General features: G+C 53.4%; 12 protein-coding genes. 11 read left to right on the top strand and 1 reads right to left on the bottom strand.

The genetic code is table 11. The features are described 5' to 3' along the window. Window positions 1-9 precede the first annotated feature (9 nt). The 8 genes from SK3146_RS07885 (at window position 10) to SK3146_RS07850 (ending at window position 11,556) form a co-directional block, all read left to right on the top strand. On the top strand, window positions 10-456 hold the full coding sequence (locus tag SK3146_RS07885; RefSeq protein ID WP_249864563.1) for a hypothetical protein: 447 nt from the start codon (window positions 10-12) through the stop codon (window positions 454-456). A gap of 403 nt (window positions 457-859) precedes the next feature. Next, on the top strand, window positions 860-2,182 hold the full coding sequence (locus SK3146_RS07880) for an ABC transporter substrate-binding protein (RefSeq protein WP_249864562.1): 1,323 nt from the start codon (window positions 860-862) through the stop codon (window positions 2,180-2,182). An 88-nt stretch (window positions 2,183-2,270) separates the two neighbouring features. Next, a complete protein-coding gene (locus SK3146_RS07875; protein WP_249864561.1) occupies window positions 2,271-3,176 on the top strand; it encodes a carbohydrate ABC transporter permease in 906 nt (301 codons plus the stop codon). After that, a complete protein-coding gene (locus SK3146_RS07870; protein WP_249864560.1) occupies window positions 3,173-4,006 on the top strand; it encodes a carbohydrate ABC transporter permease in 834 nt (277 codons plus the stop codon). The genes SK3146_RS07875 and SK3146_RS07870 overlap by 4 nt, the downstream gene beginning before the upstream one ends. Before the next feature lie 12 nt (window positions 4,007-4,018). Next, window positions 4,019-7,186, top strand: a complete 3,168-nt coding sequence (locus tag SK3146_RS07865) for a carbohydrate-binding protein (protein ID WP_249864559.1) — start codon at window positions 4,019-4,021, stop codon at window positions 7,184-7,186. A gap of 19 nt (window positions 7,187-7,205) precedes the next feature. After that, on the top strand, window positions 7,206-8,219 hold the full coding sequence (locus SK3146_RS07860) for an alcohol dehydrogenase catalytic domain-containing protein (protein WP_249864558.1): 1,014 nt from the start codon (window positions 7,206-7,208) through the stop codon (window positions 8,217-8,219). 210 nt (window positions 8,220-8,429) lie between these two features. After that, entirely contained in the window at window positions 8,430-10,043 is a 1,614-nt protein-coding gene (locus tag SK3146_RS07855) for an extracellular solute-binding protein (protein WP_249864557.1), read from the top strand. Window positions 10,044-10,275: 232 nt separating this feature from the next. Beyond that, a complete protein-coding gene (locus tag SK3146_RS07850; RefSeq protein ID WP_249860577.1) occupies window positions 10,276-11,556 on the top strand; it encodes an IS110 family RNA-guided transposase in 1,281 nt (426 codons plus the stop codon). A gap of 868 nt (window positions 11,557-12,424) precedes the next feature. On the opposite strand, the gene SK3146_RS07845 is transcribed toward SK3146_RS07850, so the two are convergent. Further along, window positions 12,425-14,644 carry a helix-turn-helix domain-containing protein gene (locus tag SK3146_RS07845; RefSeq protein ID WP_249864556.1) on the bottom strand — a complete coding sequence of 740 codons (2,220 nt, stop codon included), beginning with the start codon at window positions 14,642-14,644 and terminating at the stop codon, window positions 12,425-12,427. A gap of 290 nt (window positions 14,645-14,934) precedes the next feature. Between SK3146_RS07845 and SK3146_RS07840 the strand changes: the two genes are divergently transcribed. From SK3146_RS07840 to SK3146_RS07830, 3 genes are all read left to right on the top strand, one after another. Further along, a complete protein-coding gene (locus SK3146_RS07840) occupies window positions 14,935-16,467 on the top strand; it encodes an extracellular solute-binding protein (RefSeq protein ID WP_249864555.1) in 1,533 nt (510 codons plus the stop codon). 104 nt (window positions 16,468-16,571) lie between these two features. Further along, the gene (locus SK3146_RS07835; protein ID WP_249864554.1) at window positions 16,572-17,462 is read left to right on the top strand and encodes an ABC transporter permease; all 891 of its coding nucleotides are present in this window, start codon (window positions 16,572-16,574) and stop codon (window positions 17,460-17,462) included. 18 nt (window positions 17,463-17,480) lie between these two features. Then, window positions 17,481-18,353 (top strand): carbohydrate ABC transporter permease, encoded by an 873-nt coding sequence (locus SK3146_RS07830; RefSeq protein ID WP_249864553.1) that lies wholly within the window; start codon window positions 17,481-17,483, stop codon window positions 18,351-18,353. The last annotated feature ends 230 nt before the right edge of the window (window positions 18,354-18,583 follow it).

Genomic DNA, 18,583 nt, shown 5'->3' with positions numbered 1-18,583 from the left:
GCGGATTGCTTGAAAAAACAGACGATAGCCATAATGATTTGCACAGTATTGTTCCTTATCATAACAGCAGGATGTTCCGAAAAAACACCGCCCCTTCCCAAAGTAATGGCGGGCAAAACCCTGATCCCCGTAAAACAAAGCAGCTATTGTTGGGGGAAATTAGGATGTGCGGACTATGGGGGGCCAAAATCGGTGTTAAAAGGGCAGCAGCCAACGGTTGTGGCTCCGGAATCGAACATTAAGGTGTCATTCAATTACAAAGAAGAACCCTCGAACATTAAGGTTACGCAATCACAAGATGAGAAACCGGTTGATATTCCGTTAAAAGACGGTTATTTTCAAGCCCCTAAGCAGCCAGGCATATATTACTACGGAATTTTTGCCTATTGGAGATCAGATGACGGCAAACATTCCCATGGAGATACGTCATCCGATTTTGTCATTGAAGTCCAGTGATACGCCGTCCGATATGCTACCCAACCCATAGAAGCCGTTCCTTAAGCCGATGGAAGCGCCAGCCGCCATTTGGTCCAAGGGGCGGTTTCTTTTTTTTCATAAAAAGGGATGTCTGCTGCCTGCAACCGATTTTGCACACGCCACAATTTTTGATAAGTCCGCGGCCCGCAAGGCTTTCCGGCAAAAACTGTGCTCCTAAGCAAAAGGTGTTTATTGAGCCGGCCGGCCGTTTGGCTTAAGGTAAATGACATCGCGGCAGCCACGAGAAGAACAAATCATACGAAAGCGAGGACAAGCATCGCAAGAGAACGCAAGAGAAAGCGAGCAGAACAAGGGGAGCATTAAGCAAACGAACCGTTTTACCCAAATCCAAATATTATAGACGAGAGGAAGAACAGAATAGATGAACAAGAAAGTGTTGCCTTTAATCGTATCTTTAGGTTTATTCGGCTCCGTAGCGGCAGGCTGCGGCAGCGGGGACGGCGCGAAGCAGGGAGCGGATAAGGGGGATAAGACCGTGACGCTGCGTCTCTTATCCACCAACCCGCTGGTCGGGGAAGACTCGGTGAAATTATTCGAGCAGCAAAATCCGGGGATCAAAATCAGCTACGAATACGTCCCTACGGCGGATTATTCGGCGAAGTTCGCTGCTCTGGCGGCGGCGGGGGAGATTCCCGACGTATTCTGGACGCAATCCGGGTTTTATACGGACCAGATCAAGCAGGGGCTGGCGATGGATTTGACCAAGGAGCTGAAAGGGAAAAACTACGAAGGGGACAAGACTTGGGAGGAAACCTTCGTGCCTGCGCTGCTCGATAATGCCCGCAATGTCGTGAAGAAAGGGTTAGGGGAGCGCGAGACGTACGATTACGGCGTTCCGTTCACGATGACGACGATCGCCGTGCTGTACGACAAAACGATTTTCGATAAATTGGGCTTGAAGCCGCCGACGACGTGGGATCAATTCATGTCGAACAACGAGGCGCTGAAGCAGGCGGGCTATACGCCGCTCTCGATGCATAACAACTGGATCGACTGGTATCCGAGATTGTTCTGGGATCAATATACGCGCGATGAATTGACGAAAAATCCGAATGCGTTCGAGGACAAGACGATGACGTTCTCCAGCGACAGCGTCAAGAAAGGCTTGACCGCGTTCAAAGATTTGTGGGACAAAGGATATTTCCCGCAAAACGGAATCACGGCGGAGCTGCAAACGATGCAGCAAATGTTCGTGCAGCGCAAGCTCGGCCAATTCCTGATCGCTCCGGACAAGCTGGAGTACATTATGAACAATGCGCCTAAGGATATGTCGCTCGCCACTTACTCGCTGCCGGGCATTGCCGGCCTGCCGAGCCGTTCGCTGGGCGGGTCCAGCAACGTCTTCGCCGTGAGCGCGTCGACCAAATATCCGGAAGAAGCGGTGAAGCTGCTCAAATTCATTACGTCCAAGACGCATTTCTCCCAAGTCGATGCATTGAAGTATTCGAATTCGGGCTTGAACAATCTGGAGAGCGATCCTCAGCTGGCCCAGTTTTTATCGGGCTTCACCAATGCGGCGGCCGCCGGCTTCAGTCCGGACATTCTGGTGCCGACGACGATCAATACGCAAATCAGCACGGCGTTCAAGACCGATCTGCTCCCTAACTATTTGATGGGCAAATACGATCTGGATTACGTCTGCAGCCAGCTGCAAAAAATTTACGAAGAAACAAGAGCGAAGTAAACTTCTCAGAAAGGCGACGGGGATCGGATACGAGACGCCTGTCGCCTTTTATTTTACGGGCCCTTGTGTTTAGAAAGGTGTTGTTCTCATGGTGAAATCCAAGCAGGGCTTTTGGGCGGAGATCAGGGAAAGCGTTCCGGCTTATCTGCTGATTCTTCCTACGCTTATCGTGTTCTGCGTCTTCCTGTATACCCCGTTTGTCAACGCGCTGCGGATCAGCACGTACAAATATAACGGTATTGGCGATTTAAACGAATATGTGGGCTTCGGCAATTACGCAGCCGTGCTGCAAGACCCCAAGTTTTATTCGGCCTTCTGGAATACGTTCCAATTAATCGGAGCGGATGCCGTACTATCGATCGGCATCGGTTTTTTGCTGGCTTACGTGCTGTATAGAGGGATTCCGCTGAAGCGGTTTTTCAGCACCGCCTTGTTCATCCCGTATTTGATCTCGATGGTCGTTATCGGAAGCATCTGGAGAATCATCTACGACCCGTCGATCGGCCCGCTGAATCAATTGCTGGAGCTAATTGGACTGGGAGACTGGGCACAGCCGTGGCTGTCCAACGAGCATACGGCGCTGCCGGCGATTATGATGACCTGGATTTGGCATACGATTCCGTTCAACATGCTGATTATGTACGCCAATGTGATGACGATGCCGAACGATTTTCTGGAGGCGGCCGAGATGGACGGAGCGACGTCCATGCAGAAGCTGCGCTATGTGATCATCCCTTATTTGATGCCCACGTTCGCCACGTTATTATTGCTGACGGTGACGAACGATCTGAGAGCCTTCGATATGGTATGGGTCATGACGCAGGGAGGACCCGGCGGCGCGTCGGAGGTTATCACCTCCTATGTATACCGCAAAGCGTTCTCTACGCAAAACTTCGGGACGGCTACGGCGGCTTCGATTATTATGATGATCGTGATGGTCGCTATTATGATCTTTTCGCAGCTGCTCAGACGAAAGGAGGGCGCGCAAAAGTGAAAAGCCGCAAAAAAATCGTCAATTCCATCATCTTCGTGATCGTCTTTCTGTACGCCTGCGTGTCGTTATATCCGTTACTGTGGGCGATTCTGCAATCGTTCAAGTCGGAGCGCGAATTTCTGACGAGCATCTGGTCGCTGCCGTCGGGACTCGATTTCACGAATTTCCGGACCGCGTTTCAAAAAGGCAATTTGGCTACGTATTTCTTCAATACGGTGCGCAATACGGCGGCTACGCTGGTCGTCGATCTCGTATTCATTACGCTGGCCGGGTTTGCCTTCGCCAAAATGAAGATGAAGTTCAAAAAATTTCTATACGGGCTTATTCTGGTCAACCTGTTAATCCCTACGCCGATTATTTTGCTGCCGATGTATTTGCTGATTCTCGATCTGCACATCCAGAACAGCCTGGCCGCCATCGTCTTCCCGTATTTTCAGGGCTTCGCCCCGCTCGGGCTTATTCTGATCACGAATTATTTCAACAATATTCCCGACGAAGTCATCGAATCGGCGCGAATCGACGGCTGCAACACGGCGCAAATTCTTGTCAAAATGATCGTGCCGCTGGCCAAGCCGATCTTGAGCACGTTAACGGTGCTCGGCGGCATGAGCGCCTGGAACGAATTTATGTGGGCGCTTATCTCGATCAGCGACGTGAAAAAATATACGTTGTCCGTAGGCATTTCCACGTTAAACGATAAAACGTCCATTCTCGGTTATACGCCGGTATTTGCCGCTTTGACCGTGAGCGCGATGGTGTTTATCGTCATCTACTTGCTGGCGCAAAAGGCGTTCGTACAATCAATTACCGCAGGAGCCGTCAAAGGCTAGGGGGACACCGATATGCTATACAAGAATGAACCGTTCGATATGAGCTTATTTCAACATCCGACGTCCGAGTTTCGCGGCGCGCCGTTCTGGGCCTGGAACACGAAGCTGGAGAAGGAGACGATTACAGAGCAAATTAAGCAGTTCGCTGCGATGGGGATGGGCGGCTTTCATATCCATACGCGAGTGGGTCTGGAAACGGAGTACTTGGGCAGGGAATATATGGATATGGTCAAGCTGTGCGTCGAGCAGGCGAAGGAGCAGGGGCTGCTGTGCTGGCTGTATGACGAGGATCGCTGGCCTTCCGGCTACGGGGGCGGCTTCGTTACCGAAAATCCGGAGTACAGGAGCAAATATTTGGTAGTTACTCCCTTTAAGCAGCGGGAAGGAGAGGCGAAGCCGAGCAACTTCGACTCCTGCGCGGCGGTGTCCGCGAACGGTCAAGGAACGCTGCTGACGGCGTTTCGCGTCCGTCTGGACGCCGAAGGCTATCTGGACGGCTACGCCGAATGCCAAGAGGACGCGGAAGCGGCGGACGGAGAGACGATCTGGTACGTCTATTTGGAGCACGGGCAGGACAGTCCGTGGTTCAATAACCAGGCTTATGTCGATACGCTGAGCAAGGAAGCGATCAGCCGTTTCATCGAGGTGACCCATGAGCGGTATTATCAAGAAGTGGGCGTGGAGTTCGGCCGGACGATCCCGGCGATGTTTACCGATGAGCCGCAGTTTCCGCACAAGCAATTTCTCGGATATGCCGGCGCGATGCAGGACGTCATCCTGCCGTTTACCGGCGACTTTGAACAGAACTTCCAGGGCGAATACGGCGAGAGCCTGATCGCTCGACTGCCCGAGCTGCTGTGGGAGCCAAAGGACGGGCAGGTCTCCCGGGTCCGCTACCGGTATCACAACCATCTGGCCGAACGGTTCGCCGAAGCGTTCGCCGACCAGATCGGCCGCTGGTGCGAGGACCACGGCATCATGCTGTGCGGGCATATGATGGAGGAGCCGACGCTGCATTCGCAGACGAAGGCGCTCGGAGAAGCGATGCGCAGCCTGCGCAGCTTCCATCTGCCCGGGATTGACATGCTCTGCGATCAGCGGGAATACAGCACGGCCAAGCAGGCGCAGAGCATCGCCCGGCAGTACGGCCGCGGCGGAGTGCTGAGCGAGCTGTACGGCGTGACGAATTGGGATTTCGACTTCCGCAAGCATAAATTGCAGGGAGATTGGATGGCCGCTCTCGGGGTAACGACCCGGGTGCATCATCTGACCTGGATGAGCATGGGCGGAGAAGCGAAGCGGGATTACCCGGCGTCCATCGGAGAGCAATCGCCGTGGTACCGCAAATACGGCTTGATCGAGGATCATTTCGCCAGAATCAATACGGTCATGACGAGAGGCCGGGCTTTGGTCCGCATCGGCGTCATTCATCCCGTCGAATCGTACTGGCTCTATTACGGGCCGAACAATCAGACGAACCTGATCCGCGAGCAGCTGGAGACGAATTTCAAGAACATTACCGAATGGCTGCTGTTCGGACTGCTGGATTTCGACTATATCGCCGAATCGTTAATCCCCTCATTGGAATCGGACGGGAAGCTGGGGGCGATGGAATACGACGTGATCCTCGTTCCGGGCTGCGTTACGCTCCGCGGTACGACGCTGGACTTTTTGCGAAGCTTGAAAGCGCGGGGCAAAGAGATTATGTTTATAGGAGAGGCGCCGCGGTATGTCGACGCCGTCCCGGACGATGAGCCCCGGCATCTCGCCGAAGCATGCACAAGCATTGCTTTTAATAAATATGAGGTGCTGCAGGCGCTGGAACGGTACCGGATGCTCGATATCCGCTATGACGGACCGAAATTTCTGAAAAAGCCGAACCATAAAAAAAATTGGGACGGCGAACGGTCGGACAAATATATATACCAGCTGCGGGCTGAAGGAGAACAGCGGTGGCTGTTGATCGCAAACGGCAAAGCGGAGGACAATCCGGATCTGGTACTTGAAGATCAAATTGTCGTCACGATCCGCGGCTTGTGGCGGGCGGAGCTGCTGGACACGCTCACCGGGGAGAAGAGCCTGCCGGAAGTCTCCTACCGGGACGGCAACACCATCTTGAAGAGGAAGCTGCTTAGCCATGACAGCCTGCTGCTGCATCTGGTGCCGGAGCAGGCGGCCGCTCTGGCGCAGCCTGAGACCGGGACGCGGATCACCCCGGCACAGCCTCAAGCCTATGTGTACGAGCGGCATCTGTTCCAGACTCCGGTCGATATCCGTCTGGAAGAAGACAACGTGCTGCTGCTGGATATGGCGGAATACCGGCTGGACGACGGGCCGTGGCAGGAGAAGGAAGACATTTTGAAATTGGACAATCATTGCCGCCGGCAGCTCGGTTATCCGCTGAGAAAGGCGGCTTGGGCTCAGCCGTGGGCGGTTCGCAGCACGACGGCTCCGGAGGAAGCGCCTGTACTGCAGCTGAAGTTTACGTTCGAGTCGGAGCTCGCTTACGAAGGAACCTGCCTTGCGCTGGAAAATATCGAATCGACCGAAATTTGCCTTAACGGCGAGCGGATTGAGAAGCAGCCGCAAGGCTATTACGTCGACCGGTCGATTCGGAAGTGCGCTCTTCCGCCGCTGCGGCAAGGAACGAATACGATTCTGCTGCGCATGCCCTTCGAGCCGAAGACCAATGTGGAGGCGTGCTATCTGCTTGGAGCGTTTCACGTCGAGGCGCTGGGCTCCGCCGCCAAGATCGTCCCGCCGCCGAGCCGCTATTATTTCGGTTCGCTGACCCGCCAGGGAATGCCGTTCTACGGCGGGAATGCGGTGTATGGCATGGAGCTGGAGCTGGAAGCGGGAATTTACGAGCTGCAGCTGTCGAAGTATCGCGCTCCTCTGCTGGAGGTGTACGTGGACGGGGAAGCGGTAGGGGAGATCGTCTTTGCCCCTTACACGCTCCAATTGAACATTAACGCCGCAGGGACGCACCGGATCGAGATAAAAAGCTACGGCAACCGGGTCAATACGTTCGGAACCGTGCATAACTGCGACGAGAAGGAAGTGTATTTCGATCCTAACGCATGGCGGACCGAAAATGACGGCTGGTCCTATGAATACCGACTGAAGGATACCGGGATCGGCAAAGCCCCCGTCCTTCGCTTAATCAGCTTGAAATCATGAGGAAAGAAGGAGAAGCGCGATGAAAGGAATTCATATCGCAGAGCCGTTACAGCTCAAGCTTATTGAATTGGACAAGCCCGTTCCCAAGGAAAACGAGGCGCTAATTAAAGTGAAATCGGCGGGGATATGCGGCTCCGATATTAACGCGTACCGGGGGACGAATCCGCTAGTAAGCTATCCCCGCACCATCGGCCATGAAATTGCCGGGGAAGTCATCTCCATCCCTCCCAACGAGCAAGGTATCCGTCCGGGGGACAAAGTCATTGTCGACCCGTATTTGTACTGCGGCAAGTGCTATCCATGCAGCCTGAACCGCACGAACTGCTGCGAGCATTTGCAGGTGCTGGGCGTGCATACGGACGGCGGCATGGTCGAATACTTCTGCCATCCGGCCCATATGCTGGTTAAAGCGCCGGACGATATGCCGTGGGATATCATGTGCATGGCCGAGCCGCTGACGATTGCGCTTCATGGACTGCACCGGAGCCGGCTCGCCCGGGGCGAGCATATCGCCATCATCGGCGCGGGCGCCATCGGCTTGCTGGCCGCCCTCGCGGCCATCCATTACGGAGCCGTTCCGATCGTCATCGATATATTGCAGGAGCGGCTGGAGCAAGCGCGGCAGTTCGGCGTACCCCATGTCATTAGCTCCTCGCGAGAAGATGCCGTGAGAGAGGTTGCCGCCATTACCAAGGGCAGAATGGCCGAGGTCGTGCTGGAAGCGTCCGGTGCCAACCCGGCCGTCCGCATGACGCTCGATCTGGTCTCCCATGCAGGCAGAATTGCGTTGACCGGCTGGCCCAAGCAGGAAACGTCGCTTCCGACGGATGTCATAACGAAGAAGGAAGTGGACATCGTCGGCTCGCGGACAAGCGTCGGGGAATTTGCGGAAGCGGTCGATTTGATCTATACCGGCAAAGTCGACGTCCGCAAGCTGCTGACCAAGGTCGTCAGCATGGACGAAGCCGTCGACGCGATGGTCGACATCGAGCGTAATCCGAACCGGTATTTGAAGGTGAACGTGCTGCTATAAGCCAATTGAAGTTCAAGGGAACCGTTTTTTGAAGCCCGGTGAAGATGTGGTCGCAGGCCGCGCATACCACCGCGCTTCCAGGCGAATGAATGTCCTGGAACGGTTCCTTTGCCTTTTTGTTTCCCATAATATTCCGCTATAGAGAAGACAAGCAAACGAAAGCCCGGTACCGCGGCTCTGTGATACAATGTTCGGGAGGTGACTTCTTACATGCCGTCCATCAAGAAACAAACGACCGCCCTGTGCGCGCTGTCCGCTGCGATGCTGCTATCCGGCTGCTCCTTCTCCGGCTCGCCGGCCGCTCCGGGGGACGGGAATAGCGGGGCTGAACATCATATTAGCGTGTCCATGTATGAACGGGGCAATATTCCGGAGGGTATGGGCACGGCGACCGGCAACATGTGGGTGGACTGGGTCCAGCAGCACTCGGGAATCGACGTGAAATACATAGCCATCCCTCGGGGAGAATCCGTCCCCAAGTACAATATGCTGCTGGCTACGGGCGAAGCGCCGGACCTGATTCAAGAATACGACACACGGTTTATTAACAAGCTGTACAACCAGAAGCAAATTATGCCGATCGACGATCTGATCGCGGAGCACAGCCAGGAATACAAGGAGCTGCTGGGCAAATTCCCTATGCTCAAGAAATTGGCGACCCAGCCGGACGGGAAGATGTACGCCTTCGGCCGCGTGCAGGGATATTTCCCGTTTACCTTTTTGTTTATCCGCGAAGATTGGCTGCATAATCTGAATCTGAACGTGCCGCAAACGACCGACGAGCTGCTGGACGTCGCCAAAGCGTTCGCGCTGCAGGACCCCGACGGCAACGGCAAACAGGATACGTACGGCATCAACATGAGCGGCTTTGCCCCCGACATTATTAACAGCATGTTCCAAAACTTGAATTGGGTGTTGGAAGACGGGCAGATCGTTCACGACTGGCAGCGGGCCCAAGCGGCGCTGCAATTCAAAAAGCGGCTGTTTGACGCCGGCGCGATCGACAGAGATTATTTGACGGACAAGAACGGAAAAAAAGCGGATCAGGATTTCGTCAAAGGCAAGCTCGGACTGTATGCGTTCGCCGGCAACGCCAAGCAAATTTACGATTTCTACGCCCTGCTTCGGCAAAACGATCCGAAAGCCCGAATTATTCCTATCGCTTTGCCGAGGAGTCCGTTCGGCCAGTTCAGCGCGCAGTTCAACCCGCCTTTTCAAATGAGCGGCGTCATTAACGCGCAGGCGCAGGACCCGGCCGGCGTCATGAAATATATCGATTTTATGAGCAAGGAAACGTCGGAGAAGACCTTCAAATTCGGCATCGAAGGCGTGCATTACCGGATGGAGAACGGGGTCCCCGTGACATTGGATAAAGCGAAATACGACAAGGAAGTGTCCTGGCTCGGCGATTTTCGGACTCTCGGCGCGCAATATCATATGACCGAATACGAGAAATACAAGCAGGATCTTGATCTGTCGCAGCCTTTCGATAAGGAAGTCTACGAGCTGCTAAACCGGGCATTCGAATTGTATATAAGTCCGCAGCGCCCTTATGCCGGCTTTACCCTGGACCGGTACATGCCTGCGCTGCCTAATGAGATCGAGTTTATTAATTCGGACAACGAGAAGGCGATTCAGGACATTTGGAACCGGGCGATCTTAAGCGGGGACGGCTACTCTGCGGAGCAAGCGGTCCAGGATGCCAGAAAAGCCTGGGAACAAGGGAACGGCAGCAAGGTCGAGCTGTGGTATCAGGAGTGGTACCGGCAAAATAAAGACAAGTGGGTGTTCACCAAAGACTTGTACAATATCGACATTAAGTAGCCGGGGCGGCGCGGCCTGGATTTAGTGCTCCGGTGAATAAGTGGCCGGAGAGTCGACAGAGAGTTGGAACAGCATAAGCGGTCGCCTTTGTCCCCGATTTCCTATTTAAAGCGATCGGAAGTAAACATTCCTGTAGAGGCTAATATTTGGCCTTGGACAAAAACAGGGACGCCTCGTATGATGGGGGTGTCACGGGTCAAGGCCCTAAAAACCCATCAGGAGGCGTCTTATTATGAAGTTTAACCGAAATGCCACTATAAATCAACGAATCGACCGTATAACCCCACACCATGCGGTGGTGGGAGTCGACATCGCGAAAGATAGCCACGTAGCCCAATTGACGGATTTTCGCGGTCGCTCTCTGACTTCACGTCACCTGTCGTTTCCCAACTCACGGGAGGGGTTTAAACGATTTCTCCGGTGGATTCAAGAAGCACAAGCTAAACACGGCTTGTCTTCGCTTCTCGTCGGCATGGAGCCCACGGGGCACTATTGGTTCAATCTTGCCAACTGGCTGCTCGAGCAGAGCGTTGACGTCGTGCTGGTCAACCCCGTCACGACGCACCGCAACAAGGAAAATCGGGACAACAGTCCTTCCAAAAACGATCCAAAAGATGCACTCACCATTGCTGATGTGGTGAGCCGGGGCTTCTACACGGACTACCTTCCCCGAGGGACTGCCTTTGAACGGATCAAAACCATCATGAGCGACCGCGAGTTCTGGTCGAAGGATGCCACACGTTTAGGTAACCGCATCGTCCGGTGGATCGATTTGTACTTCCCTGAGTTCAGACTGGTATTCAAAGATTGGACCGTCCCTCGTGCGCTGGCGACGCTCGGCGCGTTTGCGCTACCTGGTGACCTTCAAGGGCTAACGGTAGAGCAGGTCATTGCAGGCTGGAAAGAACAAGGCATGAAACGGGCCTCAGGCGTTAGCGGGAGAGCGAAGGCGCTGGAGCTGTTATCTTTGGCCGCACGCAGCATCGGTGACAAGCGAGTGCCGGAAGAAGCGCGTCGAGATATCAAGCGGTTGTTGGATGCGTATAAACAGTCCCTTCAGAGACTCGATGAAATCCAGCGGGAAATAGAGGCCCTCGTGGGTGACATGCCGTTGGCGCAGCAATTGCAAAGTATTCGCGGGCTGGGGACGATTACCCTTGCAGCCCTCCTGGGTTGTGCAGGCGACCTTCGCTTGTACTCGCATGGTCGGCAGTTGCTCAGGCGGGCCGGTCTGAATCTGGCAGAGTGCACCTCCGGCAAGTTCAAAGGACAAATCAAGCTTTCCAAGCGCGGAGACAGCATGCTGCGTAAATATTTGTTCCTGGGCGTGCTCAATCTCGTTCGATACAATGAAGATTTCAAGCGATGGCATGAACACAACGTAGCGAAGGGGATGAAGAAGCAGGCATCAATCTTTAAGTTAATTGGAAAATGGGCACGCATCACGATCGGTATGGTTCAAAGAGGAGAAGAATACCGTTCCGCACACGAAGCGGCCATCCCTGCAGCCTAAAGTCTCCTAGCAGAAACGAGTATTGACTCATTTGCAGGATTTCAAATCATGGATGCACAGTGAACCGAATTCTGTGTCCGTCAGGGCAATGACCCGTCAAGTAAACGCTATCGGTCTCCACACCTTTGGACAGGTGTAACGAAGGAATGTAAGGGCGAAGACCCGTTGAGTCATGGGAGGGTGAACCTCCAGAGGCAAAGTGGAGTAGTGCACAATAGGGTAAAACTGGAAGCGTTATGAACGCTGCCTCTGTTCCTGCATGCCTATTAGCCAATGAGATGGGCCAGAATCCCTACATTCCAAACTTCACCGACATCCAATACAATAGAAATCCTGCGAATGAGTGAGCATTCGTGAGATTATCCCCTAATTACGAGGGACGGACACAGCGGCCGTTATATACACTATATTGTCCACTTTTGATTTCTAACGGACGCAGCTGCAGCTATTTGTTGGAAAACTTCCTTAAAAAGCAATTTGGGGCTATGTAAGTGCATTGATGACCGTTACGTTTAAAAAACGTCTGTTTGCGACGACTTAAGCTCCCCGGTGTCCGTTAAACTAAGAGCTCCTGCAGCTCCCTTCCACGCCGTTCGAGCGTTTACCCGCTCCTGAGAAAGATACTCGGGGGAGCAGTGTTTGAAGGCGATATTTTCACGATAAAAACCTAGGCCGCAGCCAATCCATTGTCTAAAAAAGTGCGATGAAAAAAGGAGCGGAGGGGTCGCTTGAATCTGGAAAAGCGTCAGCATTCGCCATTGAAACCGGATTCTCCCCATAGAAAAAGGTAATAACCATCCAAAGAATCTGATTTCAACAGAGATTGGAGGATCAAATGGACGCCGCAGCGGACTTTTTCACCCCCCCTTTAGTGCTCCGCAAGCTTACGGTACTGTCCCGGAGGCATGCCCGTCATTTTCTTGAAGGTGCGGGTGAAGCTTTGGGCGTTGCTGTAATACAGTCTTTTGGCAATTTCTTCCACACCGATATCGGTTTCGCGAAGCCACTCTTTGCTTTTCTCAATGCGTTCCTTCAGCAGCAGCTCCGCGAAGGTCGTCTCGTACACTTCCTTTAGAGCCTGCTTCGCTACGGATACGGGGATGCCGAGCGGCTTGCAGCAATCCTCCAATCGAATATCTTCCTGCAGGCGGGCGACCAGATGATTTTTGATTTTGGCAGCCGCCTGTTCCATTTGTCCCCGGTATTCCTCCGACAGCCGGTCGATGAAGCGTTCGGTTTGATTGCGCAGCCAGGAGAGCCATTCTTCCAGCGTCGATAAGTCGAGCAGCTTGCTCAGCGTAGGCGCCTCCAGCGGCCGGCTCATTTCCGGCCCGACATTGCGGTGCAGCGACAGCGTGAAGTCGATCAGCAGATGCTGCAATTTGCGGTAATCCTGCTCCAGAGCCAGCGCGCGAAGCCGGTTCAAGGCAAGAAGGGCTTCTTCCTTATTGCGCGAGCGGATGCTTTGAATCCAATCATGCTCGATACGGCGGGATTCGTCGAAGGAGAAGGCGCTCCCTTTCATATCTGACAGCTCCTCGTAGTACAGCACCGTATTCGTCCCGGAAGCGAACGTTTGCTTCAACGCTTCCAGCGCCTCCGCCGAAGCCAGATGCAGCTGATGCATGCCCTGCCTCGGCCGGCTGACGCCAATCGAGACCGTAATCGGGAAATTTTCCGCTATGAAATGATGGATCGTTCGCAGCTTCTGGTCCGTTTGCTCCCGCCAGGAGCTCTCCCCACGTTCTTCAAGACAGATTACGCCCGCCAGCTTCCCGTCGTTCAGCTTCACGGCAAATCCGCTGTCCGCAAGCACCTCCCGGATGACGCAGGCGATACCGTAGCCGAAATAAAATAAATCCCACTCGGAATACGTTTCCTTCAGCTGGTTGTAATAATCGATCTCCACGGCAAAACAGCAAAAGGAAGCGTCCTCCCTGAGAGGCAGCCCGAGCTGCTCCGTCCAATCTTTCTTCGTAACGACTCCGGTCTCCAGCACTTTGCGGACATAGGCTTCCTTGGCTTCGGGGATCATTTCCCGCAGCCGGTTTTTGAGCTGGAACATATGGGAATAAATTTTCTCAAATTTGTCCGCCCGCGGTTGGGCCGGCGATTTGCCCCCGGAAGATTCGTCGATGAGGCGGATGATCTTGTTCCACCCCCGGAAAAACATATGATTGCTGGCAACAGCCGCAAGCACGGCCAATGCCACGGCAGCTGCGACAATGAGCAGGGTCATATTCCGCAGCGTAATGATTTTGCTCAAATACTGCTTGTCCGTAACGGCCAGCCCGAATATCCACCCGGTCATCGGCGACGGAACGCAGGTGATCAGCATGCCGTTCTTGTTCAAGGTCTGGGGCGTCTCCATAGATAACGGGGACGTTTCCTGCTCCTTGGCGATCGTGCGGGTCATGTCCTCCAGCCCGGCGAACGTTCCCTTGCCGATGGGCGAGCCCTGCTTATCCATAATGAACGCGGTGCCCAGCTGGGATTTATTGTCGTCGCTAATGCCCAAATAATCGTAAAACAGCTTGGAATTAATATGAAACAACAAATAAGAAGAAGGGCCGCTAATAAAAATAGGCAGCTTGCGGATATATACGTAAGTCGACGCGCCGTCCGTCGTTTTCGTTAAAAAAGCGTAATCGGCGTTCATTCCGGCAAATTCATCGAAAAACGGCACGTATCCCATGTTATAATCGCCAAGAGTCGGCTGCGAAGAAATTTGACTTTTGTCGCGAGGATCGTACAAGACGACGTTATCCACATAATCATGGGAGGCTTGCACCCGCACGAGAAGCTGGACAAGCGACAGCACATCGAAATGGTTCGCGCTATGCCCTTCGGGCTGATTCGACCATCGCTCGAAATCGGGTATTTTTTCCATTTGGACGGCCGATTGATTAAGTTTGGTAAAATAGTTTTCGAAATGATCGCGCGTTCCTTTTAAAGTCGATAAGTGAGCGCTTTCAATTTGTTCGCGGATAATGTCCGACGCCTGACTGAAGACGAGCAATCCGATCAATACGATGCTAAGGGATGAGACCAATATATTCGCTACCGCTATTTGCATCTTTTTAGACATAAGATCCCTCCCGACGACGAGTATTCAGGTTCCATTATACATGAGGCGGGAAGGTCAGGAAATAAGCAGCAGGGGACATTCGGCTTAACAATTCGCGCAAATCGCGCCAAAACGCAAATTGATAAATGTACCTTTTGCCGAAAAACGGAAAAAAAGCAAATTGTCAATTGCCCGCCGCCTCGTCCGGCCGCATAATGGCGATATGCCGGATGCATCCGTACGACGGCTTGAGCAGCTTCACCCGTTTCATCAATGACATCATTAGCTATGGAGAGGGGTAAACCATTATCATGATTCGTTCCAAACATCGCAAAGTCTTTGCCGTCGCGGGGATGAGCGCCTTGCTGGCGTTTTCCGCCGCATGTGCAAGTCAACCGGGCGCCTCCGGCGGTTCTTCCGCCGCTTCCGACGGTCCCGTTACGTTGAACCTCGCTTATTATATCGGCTGGAACACGCCGAGCATCGCCCGCGAAGACAATCCTTCCTTGAAGTATATCGAAGACAGACTGGGGATTCGCTTGAATTTGACTGCGGCTACGCCGGATATTTACAAAGAGAAGGTCAAGGTCGCGGTGGCCTCCGGCGATATTCCTGACGCTTTCGCCTGGACCGATATGGACGATTTCATCGTCAAGCTCATTAAATCCGGCGTCATCGTGCCGCTCGACAAATATATCGACGAATACCCGAATTTGAAAAAGGAAAAGCCGCTGTTCCTTACCAAATACCAGGGCAGCATCTATGGGCTGTCCAGCGTGCGCAATCCGATCGCCTCGCAGGATATTCCGCTGATTCGTCAAGACTGGCTGGATAACCTGGGGCTGAAGGCGCCGCAGACGCTGGATGAATTGTACGAAGTCGCGAAAGCGTTCACAAAGAACGATCCGGATAAAAACGGCAAGCAGGACACGTACGGCCTGCAGCTCGGCAATATGGCGGCCGGCATATCGATTCGGGGAGCGACCGGGATCACGCAGGCGTTCGGCCTCAAAAATTTCTGGGTCAAGCAAGGAGATAAAGTCGTCCCCCGGTTCGAGACGGATGCCTTTAAACAATATTTGGCCTGGATGAACAAAGCGTTCTCCGAAGGTCTCATCGACCCCGACTTTGCCGTCTCCGACGGGCCGACGGCCGACTCCAAGTTCGTGCGCAAAGGGCAGGCGGGCATTATGTTCAATTTCATGACGCGCGTCTACGATTTCGAAACGAATTACCAGAAGACGAACCCGAACGCCAAGCTCGTTCCGCTGGAAGCGATTAAAGGGCCGAACGGGGAGCGAGGCATTACGGGACGCGTCGACCGCGGCGGGATCTTCGTCTCGAAGAAAGCGGCGGACGATCCGAAGAAGATGAAGAAAATTATGGAATGGCTGGATTACGGGGCGAGCGAAGAAGGCGGCATTTTCTGGAACTACGGAGTGGAGGGCGTTCATTACACCAAAACGGCGGAAGGCAAGATCGAGCCGGATACCAAAATATTCGACCGCGATATGCCGCGTACGTTCACCTTCACGCTTCCGGTTCAGTCGACGGATGAGCTGTATATTTTCCCGCAAAATACGAAGGAAGCGCAAAATCTCGTTGTCAAAGGACATAAGATGAACGAACCGTATCTTGTGATCGACGAGAGCCAGCTGCTCTTCTCGCCGACGTACGCCAAATATTCCACAGAAGCCGAGAAATTCATTCAAGACAATACGGTGAAGACGATTATGGGCCAACTTAAAGTCAGCGATTGGGATGGCGTCGTGAAGCAGTGGTACGGCCGGTTCGAAGGAAATAAAGTGGTTCAGGAAATTGCCGAAGCGATGACTGCGAAATAACGAAGGTGACCAATATACGCGGCGCGGCGGGCAGACGGCGATGGGCCGCATGACCCGCCCGCGTTTGGACAGAAGGCGGGTGCGCATAAAGAATGACCATGGCGTTGAAAAGATGGAAGGCCGATAAATATTTGTATTTAATGGCATTGCCCGGAATGCTGTACTTTGTTGTATTTCATTATTTTCCGATGTGGGGCATTGTCATTGCGTTTCAGGATTACAATCCGTTCCAAGGGGTGATGCACAGCGATTGGATCGGATTCGAGCACTTCTCCCGGCTGTTCCGGCATCCGGATTTTTGGCTCATCCTGCGCAATACGCTGGTCATCAGCTTGCTGAATATCGTATTCTTTTTTCCGGCTCCGATTGTGCTGGCTCTGCTGTTAAACGAAATCCGGACCGCGATGTTCAAGAAGAGCATACAGACCGTCGTTTATTTGCCCCATTTCGTCTCCTGGGTCGTGATTTGCTCGATGACGATTTCGCTGATGAACTCCGACGGGCTGCTTACGAAGCTCGTTCATGCCATCGGCTATCCGCAGCTGCAGCTGTTGATGGACAAGTCGCTGTTCTGGGGCATTATTACAGTCCAAAGCATTTGGAAGGACGCCGGGTGGGGAACGATTATATTTTTGGCGGCGCTGGCGGGAATTAACCCCGATTTGTACGAATCGGCCAAAGTGGACGGAGCCAACCGGTGGCAGCAGACGGTTCATATTACGCTGCCTTGCGTCATGAACACAATCGTCATTTTATTGATTTTGCGGTTGGGCCAGGTAATGAACATCTCGTTCGACCAGCTGTATATTATGGGCAATCCTCTGGTCAAGGAAGTGGCGGAAGTGTTCGATACGTACGTCTATCAGGCTGGCGTGCTGCAGGGGAACTTCAGCTATGCGACGGCCGTCGGCATTTTCAAATCGGCGGTCGGATTCGTCCTGATCCTTACGGCCAACATGATTTCCAAAAAAACGAGCGAGCATTATTTATTTTAACGCGGGAGGAGGGAGAGCATGAAGCGAAACAGTCTGGCCGGCGTCGTCTTCGACGCAGGCAACTACGCGGGGCTGGCCTTATTGGCCGCCCTGATGATTGTACCGTTCTGGAGCGTGCTCGTCAGCTCGGTGACGGCTCCGCATCTTGTCATGGAAGGCGCGATCCGGATGTGGCCGAAGGAGATGACGCTGGTCGCGTTCAAGACGATCTTCAACACGCCGAATTTCGTCAAGGTTTTTCAGAATACGGTGATCATTACCGTCCTCGGCACCTTCATCAGCATGCTGCTGTCGGTTATGCTGGCTTACCCTATATCGAAGAAAAGGCTGGCCGGGGCGAATCTGATGGCGTTCGCCGTATTTTTCACGATGATGTTTAACGGCGGCATTATTCCGTCTTATTTGCTGGTCAAAAGCCTCGGGATGATGAACTCGCTCTGGTCGCTGATGATTCCCAATGCGATCAATGCGTTTAATATGATGATTCTGATCAGCTTCTTCCGCACGCTGCCGGAGGAGCTGGAGGATTCCGGGCGGATGGACGGCTCCAACGATTTCGGCATCCTGTTTCGCATTATGGTGCCTATTTCCATGCCGATTTTGGCTACGCTGACGCTTTTTTACGCGGTGGCTCAGTGGAATATGTTTTTTCAGGCGGTCATGTACATTTCCAATCCCGACCGTTTTACTTTGCAGGTGCTGCTGCGGCAGCTGCTCATCGTGCTGACGTCGGATGCGGTCGCCTCATCGCTCAGCGAGGACGTGCCCCGGATCGGCGTTACCGTGAAGCTGGCGATGATCGTCGTCTCCACCGTGCCGATTCTGCTCGTTTACCCGTTCCTGCAAAAGCATTTTGCCAAGGGCATGATGCTCGGATCGGTCAAAGGGTAAGGGTTAGCGATAAAACGGGCAAGGGTATTAATTTTAAATGATTAGGACGCTAGCGTGATCTTGGCTGGCGTCCTTTCTATTTCTATCCGAGCGTCCGACTTTAGATGATTTCTGGCCGTTCGTCAACACGATCCTTATCGTATTCATTGTAAGCCGAAGTTTTATACAAGTATGCCGATTTGCTGAAAGATCGGGTGAAATAACGGCATGCGGGTCATCAACTGGGGGCG

It is taken from the genome of Paenibacillus konkukensis (genome assembly GCF_023523925.1).
Classification (GTDB): domain Bacteria; phylum Bacillota; class Bacilli; order Paenibacillales; family NBRC-103111; genus Paenibacillus_S; species Paenibacillus_S doosanensis.
This window is presented reverse-complemented; position numbering and strand designations above follow the sequence as displayed.

Coding starts and splice junctions, on each gene's coding strand:
- SK3146_RS07880 (WP_249864562.1), top strand. CDS start 860: ATGAACAAGAAAGTGTTGCCTTTAATCGTATCTTTAGGTTTATTCGGC.
- SK3146_RS07875 (WP_249864561.1), top strand. CDS start 2,271: ATGGTGAAATCCAAGCAGGGCTTTTGGGCGGAGATCAGGGAAAGCGTT.
- SK3146_RS07865 (WP_249864559.1), top strand. CDS start 4,019: ATGCTATACAAGAATGAACCGTTCGATATGAGCTTATTTCAACATCCG.
- SK3146_RS07860 (WP_249864558.1), top strand. CDS start 7,206: ATGAAAGGAATTCATATCGCAGAGCCGTTACAGCTCAAGCTTATTGAA.
- SK3146_RS07855 (WP_249864557.1), top strand. CDS start 8,430: ATGCCGTCCATCAAGAAACAAACGACCGCCCTGTGCGCGCTGTCCGCT.
- SK3146_RS07850 (WP_249860577.1), top strand. CDS start 10,276: ATGAAGTTTAACCGAAATGCCACTATAAATCAACGAATCGACCGTATA.
- SK3146_RS07845 (WP_249864556.1), bottom strand. CDS start 14,644: ATGTCTAAAAAGATGCAAATAGCGGTAGCGAATATATTGGTCTCATCC.
- SK3146_RS07840 (WP_249864555.1), top strand. CDS start 14,935: ATGATTCGTTCCAAACATCGCAAAGTCTTTGCCGTCGCGGGGATGAGC.
- SK3146_RS07830 (WP_249864553.1), top strand. CDS start 17,481: ATGAAGCGAAACAGTCTGGCCGGCGTCGTCTTCGACGCAGGCAACTAC.